Genomic DNA, 11,104 nt, shown 5'->3' with positions numbered 1-11,104 from the left:
GTTGAGGGGAACCCTGGTGAAGATCCTGCACGTTGTCACACTGCACACCCCGGACCATGCGTTCGGCGGCCCGACGAGGGTGGCGCTCAACCTGTCGAAGGTTCAGCGGGCCGGGGGCGACGACGCCCGCATCATGGCACTGGGCGACGGCTTCGAAGGCCGACTGCCGCGCGAGGTCGAGGGAGTGCCGGTCCATCTCTTCCGGGCCCGCCATCTGCTCCCCGTGTTCGAGGTCAGCGGAATCACCTCCGGTGCGCTCCTGCTCGCCGCCCGTCGCATGATGCGCGGCGCCGATCTCGTCCATGTCCATCTCATGCGCGACCTGGTGACGCTGCCCGTCGCACTGCTCGCGCTGGCCTCCCGCACACCCCTGGTCGCCCAGACCCATGGCATGGTGGACCCGACCGAGAAGCGGGTTGCCCAGCTGACCGATCTGCTGGGGGTACGCAAGGTGCTGCGGGAAGCCGACGCCGTGCTGCACCTGACCGAGATGGAACGCCTCGATGTGAACGCCGTTGCCGCACCGGTGCCGTTGACCCGCACCGTACGGCTGGTCAATGGCGTACGGCCGCAGGAGCTGGGCCCGGCCCGGGAGCCTGGGCGGCCGCCGACGGTCCTCTTCCTGGCCCGGATCCAGGAGCGCAAGCGCCCGGAGGACTTCGTCGCCGCGATGCCGACGGTCCTGGCCGAGCATCCGGACGCCCGGTTCGTGCTGGCCGGCCCCGACACCGGAGCGCTGCCCGCGACTCTCGAACTCGCCCGCAGACTGGAGGTGGTGGACTCCCTCGACCAGGTGGGAGCGCTCGACCACGAAGAGGTCCTGGCGGCGGGGCGGCTGGCCGATGTGTACGTACTGCCGTCGATCGAGGAACCCCTGGGCGTATCCGTCCTCGAAGCGATGTCGGTCGGCACCCCCGTGGTCATCACCCGCACGTGTGGCCTCGGCCCCGATGTCGCGCGGGCCGGGGCGGGCCGGGTGATCGACAGCCGGGTCGGTGAGAACGGGACGAACGCGCTCAAGGTCGCCGGGGCGATACTGGAACTCCTCGAACCCGAGGCCAACGCCCGGGCGGGAAAGGCTGCTTGGGAACTGGTCAATGAGCAGTTCACCATAGAGGCCGTGACCCGGACCCTCCGGCGGACCTACGAGGACGTGGTCCGCCGGAAGGGCCGCTGAGTCAAAAGGTCTTCCCCTCACGGGACTTGAGCGCGATCTGCCAGCGGTAGAAACTCATCGCCAGCGCGAAGTCGAAACCCGCCCGCCCGTCGAGGAATCCCCGCCGGTACACATACATGTACGCGAACGACACCAGGGGCTTGAAGGGCGCCTTGTGGAAAAGCTGTCCCTGGCGCGACTTCACTCTCCGTACCTGCTCCTTGACCTCGGGGTGGTGCTCCAGCCACGCCTCCCAGTCCGAGTACCGGTTGTGCCGCTCGAACCAGGCGGTGACCGGGTCGAGGTCCTGGTGCTCGATCGGATTGCGGAGCGAGCCGGCCGACTCGGCGACCGGCTGGTAGTGGCCCTCGACCTCGCCGATGCCCGGCGCTTCGAGATCCCCGACCTCCGGGTATCTGCAACGGGTGCGGTCGGTCAGTGACCGCTTGCGGATGGTGTAGCCGTGCCGCAGCCGCTTTCCGGAGAACCAGTAACCCAGCGGTATGTCGTACGCCGCGGGCTTCGGCGCGCCGGGATCGGCGAAGATCTGCCGCAGTTCGGCCAGCAGACCGGGGCTGAGCCGCTCGTCCCCGTCGAGCAGCAGAATCCAGTCCAGGTCCGTGCGGACATGGTCCAGGCACCACTGCTTCTTGCGCGGATGACCGCCGTCCCAGGTGTATGTCATCACCTCGGCCCCGCACTCCTCGGCGATCTTCGCCGTGTCGTCCGTACTGTGCGAGTCGACGACGACGACCGCCTCGAAGTGGCCGAGCACCGACTTCACCGCCTCGGCGATGTTCAGCCCCTCGTTCTTCGTGGGGATCGCCACGGCTATCGGCAGCTTGCTCATCCATGGTCTCCTTCGGGCAGCCAGGCGTAGCAGCCTGTGGAGGTGAACACGCGGGCCGCCTCCGGGACGGTGATCTCGGCCCGCTTCCCGGAAGCGGAGGAGCCCGACACCAGGTTCTTGCCGTTGGCCCCGGTGATCTGCCAGGTGCAGTTCTTGGTGGGAGTGACGTCGTGGTAGCGGCCGGGCCGGATCTGCTCGTCCTCGTACGTGCCGTCCGCGTACCCCTGTGAGGCCTCCCGCACCAGCTCTTCGTGCTGGGTGCAGAGGTGCTCGACGGCGGGTTTCGCATCCGCGATCTCGCCCGTCACGATCGCGCCGACCGCCGTGTCCCGGTCGACCTTCACGAGGTACGTCAGCTTGTCGCAGGTCTCCTGACCGGTCTGGAGCACGGCCGCCGGATCCATGCCCTTGGGCACGCGGCCGACCAGATACTCCTTCTGCTTCTTGTTGAAGGAGCCGGTGGCCGGCGTGAGTTCATCGGTGGGCAGTTTCGGTGGTTCGCTCGTCAGCGGAGCCGACGGGCCACTGGGCGAGGTGGCGCCGGGACCCGCCGAGGGGGCCGTGACAGGGGTCCGGGTGGCCGACGGCCTTGCATCGCTCGCAGCCTTGTGACCGTCGGAGGACGAGCCGCAGGCGGCCAGCGCCGCCGTCAGTACGACGACGGCGGCGCCGGCCGGGAACGGATACCTCATCCACCCGTCCTCAGGGCGTAGTGGGCGCTGACCTGCGAGCTGCTCAGCGCGGTCGGGTAGACGGCGGTCTCGTCGATCTGCCCGGCGAAGAAGCTGCTCGTCGGCTGGTTCGGCCAGTTGTTCAGGTTGTCCCCGCCCACCCTCCAGAAGCCGCTGTAGCTCTCGTTGCCGGTGTAGAGGGCGTTGGTGGCGCGGAGTTGCCCGTCCACGTACAGCGCCATGCCGCCGGTGCCCTGCGTGGCGACGACATGGTGCCAGGCGCCGTCGTTGTAGGCGGCAGGCGTCGTGATGGTCCTGGTGCCGCCGCTGCGGACCCCGAAGATCAGCCGCCCGTCATTGCGCATGTACACATGCTTGTCGTACTGGTTGCTGTTCTCCATGGTCATATTGCCGAAGCCGATGATCTTCCCTCCCCTGGTGGTCGTCGTCTTGATCCATGTCTCCACCGAGAACCTGGTGGGCTGTGCATGACGCTTGTTGCTGTACGCGTACTGGTTCGATCCGTTGAAGCCGATCGCGGTCGAGGCACCCGCCACAGCGGCCGGAGTCTGCCGGTAGGCGGGGGAGTTGCGCAGGAATCCGTTGTCCAGCTTGCTGCCGGTGTCTGCGGCGAAGGTCGAGGTGCCTTCGTCGTACCGCCAGTACAGCGAAGCACCGTCCGCCAGCACCTTGGCGGGGTACTTCCCGGCGGCTGACGCCACGGTGGCGGACAGGGCGGGCGACTTGGCACTGGTGTTGGTGCCGTCGCTCGCGCTGATCCGGTACGAGTGGGTCTCACCCGCGGCCACGTCCGTATCGGTCCACCTCAGCTGTGGCCGGTCCCAGAACAGCGAGTACCCCGTCGTGGTGTAAACCGGGGTGCTCGCACCGTCCTTGTAGATCCGGTAGGTGAGCTCACCGTCGTCGGCGTCGAAGCTCGTCTGCCAGTTGACCTCCACCTTGCCCGCGGCAATAGTGGACAGGCTGACGTTCGGCACCCATGGCGCCCCGGTGTCGGGGCCGTCGGCGAACCGGGTGAGGCCCTGCTGCGCGGACCCGTTGACGGTGGTGAACTCGCCGCCCACCCACAGATAGTGATGGCCGCCCTTGTCGGTCTGCGCCATCACCCGCGGTCCGACCGGCTCCCCGATGCCGTCGTTGGTGTCCGGGAACCAGGGGAGCAGCTTGGGGTCGTCGACGGACTGGGCCAGCAGATGCTTGCGCGGCTGCTCCGGAAACTCGCCCATGCTGGCGCAGTCGTGCGCGTGACTGCCGCTGTACAGAACGCCGTTGTGCACGAGGACGGCCTGGGTGGCGCCCAGGCAGGTGTCCCGCCAGCGCTGGTCGAAGTTGCTGAGGTTCAGCGCGATCCGGCCGTCGAAGACACCGCCTCCGGTGCCCTCGTTGGCGGTGTAGAAGCCGGTGGCGTCCGTGGTCAGGTCCTGCACCGTGGAGGTGTTCGGAATGAAACCGGCCGGGTAGCTCTTGGCGACGGCCCCGGTGGTGGCGTCCACGACGGCCAGCGCGTGCGAGGTGGTGCCGTTGACGGTGAAGAAGTCACCGCCGATCAGCACGTGCTTCTGATCGGGCGTCAGCTCCACGGCCCGGCCCACCTCGTCGGTGTTGGCCGTCCACGGCTTCAGCGCGGCACCCGTGGTGACCGCGGCGAACTTGTTCCGGGTCTGCCCCGCCACTGTGTTGAAGTCACCGCCCAGATAGACGGTGCCGGCCGTGACAGCCAGCGCCCGTACCGTTGCGGAGACAGAGACCTTGAAGTCCTGGCGCGGGGTGCACGTCGCGGTGTCGATCGCGGCGATATTGCTCACCCCGACCCCGCTCACCGCCCCGAACTGCCCGCCGACGTACAGCGTCTTCTGATCGGGGGAGAGCGCGAGGGCCCGTACGGTCGCCGTCCCCGACGAGAGCGTGAACGACAGACTGCAGCCGGTCGGTGCACCGGTCGCCGCGTCGAACGCGGCGAAGTTCACTGCGGGCTGTTCGGAGGTTCCGGCGGCCGCGTCCGGCGGCCGGACGGTGGAGAAGGTCCCGCCGGTGTACACGACACCGGCGTCCGACGCGGCCATCGACCAGACGATGCCGTTGGTCTGCCAGGTGGTGAGGTCGTCCGCGGTCAGCGAGACCGGCGGTGTGAGGGCCGCGGCCGGGGAACCCCCGGACGCGGCGGCGGTCAGGGCTCCGGCGAGCAGGCAGAGCGCGGCGGCCGCGGCACGTGCTCTGCCGCGTCCGATGGGTCTGCGCCCCGTACTTCCGTTCATCATTCAGCTCCGAAGGTGAGAACGAGCTGCGGCCGGAAGGCCGCGGTTCCTGCCTCGTCCGACCGGCGGCGGAAACTGTCCGTCCCGCTGCCGGCGAGGGCGAGTGAGTGGTCCGGGCCCGGGGCCCGGACCGGTGCGGACGCGCTCGGGTCCACCGGGCAGCCGGTGGAGAGCGAGGTCGTGCCCGTTTTGGTCCCCGGCACGGTCGTGGGGTGCGACGGCCGGGTGCTGTGGGTGATTGCCGAACCGGTCGACACACCGGTGACCGGCGGGGCGGTGCCTCCGTCGGATGTGCCCGGATCTCTCATCGGTCGACCCGCACAGCCGCTCCGGCGAGCTGGTCGGACAGCTGCCGGATGTCCGCCTCGACCATGATCCTGGCGAGCTCCTGCGATTTCACGGCCGGTTTCCAGCCGAGCAGTTCCTCGGCCTTGGCGGCATCACCGATCAGCGCGTCGACCTCGCTGGGGCGCTCGTACTTGGCGTCGTAGCGGACGTGCTCCCGCCAGTCCAGGCCGGCGTGCGCGAAGGCGTACTCCAGGAACTGCCGGACGCTGACACCCTCGCCGGTGGCCACGACGTAGTCGTCCGGGTTGTCGCACTGCAGCATGCGCCACATCGCGTCGACGTACTCGGGGGCGTAGCCCCAGTCGCGCACGGCATCGAGATTGCCCAGATGGAGGTGGGTCTGCAGACCCGCTCTGATCCTGGCCACCCCACGAGTGATCTTCCGGGTCACGAACGTCTCGCCGCGGCGCGGGGACTCGTGGTTGAAGAGAATCCCATTGACCGCGAACATCCCGTACGCCTCACGGTAGTTGACGGTCGCCCAGTACGAATAGACCTTGGCGACGCTGTACGGGCTCCGCGGATGGAAGGGGGTCTTCTCGTTCTGCGGCGGAGGCATGGCGCCGAACATCTCCGACGAGGACGCCTGATAGACACGGGTGTCGATACCGCTCGCGCGGACCGCCTCCAGCAGCCGGATGGTGCCGAGACCGGTGATGTCACCGGTGTACAGCGGAGCGTCGAACGAGACGCGGACGTGCGACTGCGCACCCAGGTTGTAGACCTCGTCCGGCCGGATGTCGCGCAGCAGATTCACCAGCGCGACCCCGTCGGCGAGGTCGGCGTGATGCAGGACGAACGAACGGTTCTCTTCCTCCGGTCCCTGGTAGATGTGGTCGATCCGCTCGGTGTTGAAGCTCGACGACCGGCGTATCAGTCCATGGACCGTGTACCCCTTGTCGAGCAGCAGCTCGGACAGGTACGAACCGTCCTGTCCGGTCACGCCGGTGATGAGCGCGGTCTTCGCCACGACTCCCCCTTCTGTGTTCGTCTTAAAGGCTGTTGGTTCCCACCGAAATATCGGAATTGAGCGATCTGCGGCAAAACGTCACCGCGGCCTGCGGCTGCTGGCACAATCCGAGCCATGACGACTGATCTCCCCGGCCCTCCCCAGGAATCCGTCCGCCCCCTCCTGCGACCCGGCGCCCGCATATTCGTCGCGGGCCACCGCGGTCTGGTCGGTTCGGCGGTGGTACGGTGCCTCACCGCCGCCGGACACGAGGTGATCACCCGCGATCGCGATCACCTCGATCTGCGCGACGCCGCGCGGACCGAGGCATTTCTCCGCGAGGTCCGTCCGGACGCGGTGGTGCTGGCCGCCGCCAAGGTAGGCGGGATCATGGCCAACAGCACGTATCCGGTCCAGTTCCTCGAAGACAATCTGCGCATCCAGCTGAGCGTCATCGCCGGAGCACATGCCGCCGGGGTCGAGCGGCTGCTCTTCCTCGGCTCGTCCTGCATCTACCCCAAGCGCGCCCCACAGCCGATTCCCGAAAGTGCCCTGCTCACGGGCCGGTTGGAGCCGACGAACGAGGCATACGCACTGGCCAAGATCGCCGGAATCGTGCAGACCCAGTCCTACCGCCGGCAGTACGGCGCCTCGTACATCAGCGCCATGCCCACCAACCTCTACGGCCCGGGCGACAACTTCGACCTGGAGACCTCGCACGTACTGCCCGCGCTGATCCGCCGCTTCCATGAGGCGCGACGCGACGGCTCGCCCGCGGTCACGCTCTGGGGCTCCGGCAGCCCGCGCCGCGAATTCCTGCACGTCGACGATCTGGCCGCCGCGTGCCTCCTGCTGCTGGAGCGCTACGACGGTGACGAGCTCGTCAACGTCGGCTGCGGGGAGGATCTGACGATCCGTGAACTTGCGGAAATGGTATGTGATGTGACGGAGTACCAGGGGTCTGTCGAATGGGACGCGTCGAAGCCCGACGGCACCCCGCGCAAGCTGCTCGACGTCTCCCGGCTCACCTCCCTCGGCTTCGCACCGCAGATTCCACTGCGCGACGGGATCGCCCGTACCTACGCATGGTGGCTGGAGCGGCAGACCGCACAGGTCTGAGCGGACCCGACGGGCCGACCGGCAGGGGCCGGCCGTCGCAACGAGACGGCCGCCCCTCCCTCCGCCCCCGCACGGCCGGAGGTTTCGCACTCTTCGCATCGACGGCCGCCGCACTCAGTACGCCCCGCGGCCGTCGGTGACGGCGCGCAGCGTGCGGGCCATGAGTCCCATGTCCGTGGCCACCGACCAGTTGTCGACGTACCACAGGTCGAGCGAGACGGTCTCCTGCCAGGACAGGTCCGAGCGCCCGCTGACCTGCCACAGGCCGGTCAGCCCCGGCCTGACCGCGAGCCTCCGGAGCTCGCGTTCGTCGTAGCGGGACACCTCATCCGGCAGTGGAGGCCGTGGACCGACCAGTGACATGTCGCCCCGGAGCACATTGAGCAGTTGCGGCAGCTCGTCGAGAGACGTCCGGCGCAGCAGACGGCCGATCCCGGTCACCCGGGGGTCGCGGCGCATCTTGAACATCGGGCCGTCGTTCTCGTTCGCCGTCACCAGCTGAGCCTTGTGGCTCTCGGCGTCCACCACCATCGTCCGGAACTTCCACATGGTGAACGGCCGGCTGTGCTGCCCGTGGCGGACCTGACGATGGAAGACCGGCCCGTTCGAGCCGAGCCGCACCGCCGCCCCGATCAGGAGCAGCAGGGGTGACAGAACCAGCAGACCGAGTGCGGCGCCGGTACGGTCCAGCACGGCCTTCAGGACCATCTGCGGCCCCTGGCGCAGCGGTGGCGCGATGTGCAGCAGGGTCAGCCCGGCCGCTGCGGACGGCCGTACCCGGCCGGCCGCGATGCCCGAGAGCTCCGACAGCACGGACAGCGGAAGCCCGCCGTCGTGCAGTCCCCAGAAGAGCCGGCGCAGCCGCTCCTCGGAGAGCTGCGGCCCGGGCACCACCAGAGCCAGATCCGCGTCATGGGCGAAGGCTCCTCCCAGCACGGTCGACGCATCGTCGTCGGCCGGTGCCGGTGCGAGCCGGCCCGGCACCTGGACATCGCACTCCAGCGGCGTGGTCCCCACCGGTATGGCGGCCACGACCGAGTACGGATGGTCCGCGCGGGAATCGAGCAGCTGCACCGCGCGTTCCACCCCCGGAGCCTCACCGACCACCAGTACCCGCCGGACCGCCCGCTGCTGCCGCCCCGGCCAGGGCATTTGCCGCACCCCCCATATCGCAATCCCCACGAGCAGGCCGGGCAGCAGGGCCACGACCGCCGTCGCAGGATCGGCCGAATCGCCGGTCATGGTCCTCAGTACGGCGAGTACGCCGATGAGCAGCAGCCAGTCGCCTGCCGTGCTCAGTACACCCGGCGGATCGTCCGGCGGCCGGTCCGCGTACCGGCCGCGCGCGGCCCGCACACCGGACCATGCAAGCGCGGCCACGGCCGCGGCGACCGCGGCCCGCGACTGCCCTCCGGCCCCCAGCACGAGCCATGCCGGAATCCCCAGGCCGGCAAGTTCGGCCCCGATGACGACCGGCAGACACCGGCCCGTCCTTCTCTTCGTCGGGGTTGGTCCTGAACGTTCGCGCTGTACGGTCGGCGCCCTCCACAGATTGTCGAGTTCCTTGTTGCGAGGCCGATTTGAAGCAGTCCGTGGACGAGGCGCCCCCGCCAGTCCCACAGGTCCTGATCTGTCCGAATCGGGTAGCTCGACATGCCCCATGAACCCCCCAGTCACAGTTGCACCGCCACAAACGGGACGCATCCGCCGATCCCATGGACTGACGGATGCGCCCTCGCTCGCTGCACGATATCCACACACGTGCCATTTCGCTGGAGTTCCAGTGAAGTTCAGACATGCGCACTGGCTCGGAACTCGTCCCGTTCCGGGCTGGATCTCTTGGTCTGCGGGAGACTGTTCGTATTTGGAAGGTGCCGGAATCGGATGGTGTGCGGACATGTACGTCACCAGTTGCATCGCCTCACCAACAGGTTTGTCTGGGAAAATGCACCGTCGGGATCGCGACACCCGGCCATGAATGAAAGTGGGGACGTGCGGTGACTCCCGCGGAGAAGAACTGGGCCGGAAACATCACGTTCGGCGCGCGGCGGCTGAGTATGCCCCGCTCCGAGGCCGAGCTGCGGGAGACGATGTCCGCGACCGCGGTACATGCGCTCGGCACCCGGCACTCCTTCAACTCCGTCGCCGACACCCGCGGCGATCTGGTGTCGGTGGCCGGGCTGCCCCGCAGGGTCGAGATCGACCGGGAGGCAGGGGCGGTCACCGTCGCCGCGGGGCTGCGCTTCGGGGAGTTCGCCGACGTACTGCACGAGAACGGGTACGCCCTGCACAACCTCGGTTCGCTGCCGCACATCTCGGTCGCCGGGGCCTGCGCGACCGGAACCCACGGTTCGGGAGTCGGCAACAGTTCCATTGCGGGGGCCGTCCGGGCGCTGGACATGGTCACGGCCGACGGCCGGAACGTGTCACTGAGGCGTGGCGACGCGGATTTTCCCGGAGCCGTGGTGGCCATGGGCGCGCTGGGCGTGGTGACCGCGCTGACGCTGGACGTGGTGCCCGCCTTCGACGTACAGCAGTGGGTCTACGAGGATCTGCCTGAGTCCCGGCTCACGGGCAGTTTCGACGAGGTGATGTCGGCCGCCTACAGCGTCAGTGTCTTCACCGACTGGCATGAGGGGCCGCTCAATCAGGTGTGGCTCAAGCAGCGGGTGGGTTCTGAGGGGCCACAGCGGGCGCCCGAGGAGTGGCTCGGCGCGCGGCTCGCGGACGGGCCGCGCCATCCGATCGCCGGGATGCCGGCCGAGAACTGCACCCGCCAGCAGGGCGTTGCCGGACCGTGGCACCGGCGCCTTCCGCACTTCCGCCTGGAGTTCACCCCCAGCAACGGGGACGAACTGCAGTCGGAGTACTTCGTGGCCCGACAGGACGCGCCTGCGGCGTACGAGGCACTGGGCCGGCTCCGGGAGCGGATCGCCCCGCTGCTGCAGATCACCGAGATCCGCACCGTCGCCCGCGACGATCTGTGGCTGAGCCCGGCGGGCGGCAGGGACTCGGTGGCCTTCCACTTCACCTGGGTGCCGGACACGGCCGCCGTCACACCGGTGCTCGGGGCGATCGAGGAGGCCCTGGCACCGTTCGGTGCGCGGCCGCACTGGGGAAAGGTGTTCACCACCACCCCCGGGACACTGCGCACGCTGTACGGGAAATACGCCGACTTTGAGCGGCTGACGGCCCGGTTCGACCCGGAGGGCAAGTTCCGGAACGATTTCCTGGCGCGCCACTTCCTCCCCTGAGCGGCCTTCCGCAGCGGTGTCCCGGCTGCCCGGGGGGAGCGAGGTCAGAGGCTGTCGAGGTCGTCCTCGGACCGGGACGGCCGGGCGGGGGCCGCACTTCCCGGGGCCGGATGCTCCACCAGGCAGCGGGGTGACCACGAGCACGCCCATCGCGTCGCCCGCATGGCGATGCGGATCCGGCCCATGAAGGCGGCCGCCCCGACGTCATGGCCGGCTCCACCCGTGCCTGATGCAGCTCCACCTCACGGCGTGCCCGTGAGGTGAGCTGTTGCAGAGTGGAGAGCAGTTCGCCGGCGCTCGCCGAACGAGCAGGACGACGCCGGTTTCAAGGGCTGCTCCGCACTCGGTGGAAGTGACTCCACGCATCCTATTTCTGCGGTGTGGTCCCCGCAGGACGAGCCGGAACGCGCGGACGGGCCCAGCCGGGTGGATCCTGATGACAGGACCGTGTCGTGGCGGCGGACCGAGGCCGGGCGCGGTC

At 68.9% G+C, this 11,104-nt stretch carries 9 protein-coding genes and 1 pseudogene; 3 read left to right on the top strand and 7 right to left on the bottom strand.

Going from position 1 to position 11,104, the window contains the following annotated elements:
• Positions 1 to 16 precede the first annotated feature (16 nt).
• Positions 17 to 1,177 (top strand): glycosyltransferase, encoded by a 1,161-nt coding sequence (locus ACZ7IB_RS15355; protein ID WP_470912954.1) that lies wholly within the window; start codon positions 17 to 19, stop codon positions 1,175 to 1,177.
• Position 1,178: 1 nt separating this feature from the next.
• Here ACZ7IB_RS15355 and ACZ7IB_RS15350 read toward each other — a convergent pair whose 3' ends face one another.
• Genes ACZ7IB_RS15350 through gmd form a run of 5 tightly spaced genes read right to left on the bottom strand, consistent with a single transcriptional unit; the run spans position 1,179 to position 6,271 of the window.
• Positions 1,179 to 2,006 (bottom strand): glycosyltransferase family 2 protein, encoded by an 828-nt coding sequence (locus ACZ7IB_RS15350; RefSeq protein WP_470912953.1) that lies wholly within the window; start codon positions 2,004 to 2,006, stop codon positions 1,179 to 1,181.
• Entirely contained in the window at positions 2,003 to 2,698 is a 696-nt protein-coding gene (locus tag ACZ7IB_RS15345) for a hypothetical protein (protein ID WP_470912952.1), read from the bottom strand. The genes ACZ7IB_RS15350 and ACZ7IB_RS15345 overlap by 4 nt, the downstream gene beginning before the upstream one ends.
• Complete coding sequence (locus ACZ7IB_RS15340; protein ID WP_470912951.1) at positions 2,695 to 4,956, bottom strand: LamG-like jellyroll fold domain-containing protein; 2,262 nt, start codon at positions 4,954 to 4,956, stop codon at positions 2,695 to 2,697. The genes ACZ7IB_RS15345 and ACZ7IB_RS15340 overlap by 4 nt, the downstream gene beginning before the upstream one ends.
• The gene (locus tag ACZ7IB_RS15335; protein ID WP_470912950.1) at positions 4,953 to 5,261 is read right to left on the bottom strand and encodes a hypothetical protein; all 309 of its coding nucleotides are present in this window, start codon (positions 5,259 to 5,261) and stop codon (positions 4,953 to 4,955) included. Before ACZ7IB_RS15335 ends, ACZ7IB_RS15340 begins: the two co-directional genes overlap by 4 nt.
• Positions 5,258 to 6,271, bottom strand: a complete 1,014-nt coding sequence (gmd, locus tag ACZ7IB_RS15330; protein WP_470912949.1) for a GDP-mannose 4,6-dehydratase — start codon at positions 6,269 to 6,271, stop codon at positions 5,258 to 5,260. Before gmd ends, ACZ7IB_RS15335 begins: the two co-directional genes overlap by 4 nt.
• Positions 6,272 to 6,385: 114 nt before the next feature.
• On the opposite strand from gmd, the gene ACZ7IB_RS15325 reads away from it, so the two are divergent.
• Entirely contained in the window at positions 6,386 to 7,369 is a 984-nt protein-coding gene (locus tag ACZ7IB_RS15325; protein WP_470912948.1) for a GDP-L-fucose synthase family protein, read from the top strand.
• 114 nt (positions 7,370 to 7,483) lie between these two features.
• Here ACZ7IB_RS15325 and ACZ7IB_RS15320 read toward each other — a convergent pair whose 3' ends face one another.
• On the bottom strand, positions 7,484 to 9,031 hold the full coding sequence (locus ACZ7IB_RS15320; RefSeq protein WP_470912947.1) for a sugar transferase: 1,548 nt from the start codon (positions 9,029 to 9,031) through the stop codon (positions 7,484 to 7,486).
• 335 nt (positions 9,032 to 9,366) lie between these two features.
• On the opposite strand from ACZ7IB_RS15320, the gene ACZ7IB_RS15315 reads away from it, so the two are divergent.
• Positions 9,367 to 10,623: an FAD-binding protein gene (locus ACZ7IB_RS15315; protein WP_470912946.1), complete on the top strand. Its 1,257-nt coding sequence runs from the start codon at positions 9,367 to 9,369 to the stop codon at positions 10,621 to 10,623.
• Between the two features lie 193 nt (positions 10,624 to 10,816).
• Here the strand turns inward: ACZ7IB_RS15315 and ACZ7IB_RS15310 are convergent.
• Positions 10,817 to 10,909: pseudogene (locus tag ACZ7IB_RS15310) on the bottom strand (serine/threonine-protein phosphatase); the annotation flags it as partial.
• Positions 10,910 to 11,104 lie beyond the last annotated feature (195 nt).

This window comes from Streptomyces sp. NPDC037301, assembly GCF_055602785.1.
This window is presented reverse-complemented; position numbering and strand designations above follow the sequence as displayed.

Bases quoted from the DNA above. Each gene is read 5' to 3' on its own strand.
- ACZ7IB_RS15350 (WP_470912953.1), bottom strand. From the start codon at position 2,006: ATGAGCAAGCTGCCGATAGCCGTGGCGATCCCCACGAAGAACGAGGGG.
- ACZ7IB_RS15345 (WP_470912952.1), bottom strand. From the start codon at position 2,698: ATGAGGTATCCGTTCCCGGCCGGCGCCGCCGTCGTCGTACTGACGGCG.
- ACZ7IB_RS15340 (WP_470912951.1), bottom strand. From the start codon at position 4,956: ATGATGAACGGAAGTACGGGGCGCAGACCCATCGGACGCGGCAGAGCA.
- ACZ7IB_RS15335 (WP_470912950.1), bottom strand. From the start codon at position 5,261: ATGAGAGATCCGGGCACATCCGACGGAGGCACCGCCCCGCCGGTCACC.
- ACZ7IB_RS15325 (WP_470912948.1), top strand. From the start codon at position 6,386: ATGACGACTGATCTCCCCGGCCCTCCCCAGGAATCCGTCCGCCCCCTC.
- ACZ7IB_RS15320 (WP_470912947.1), bottom strand. From the start codon at position 9,031: ATGGGGCATGTCGAGCTACCCGATTCGGACAGATCAGGACCTGTGGGA.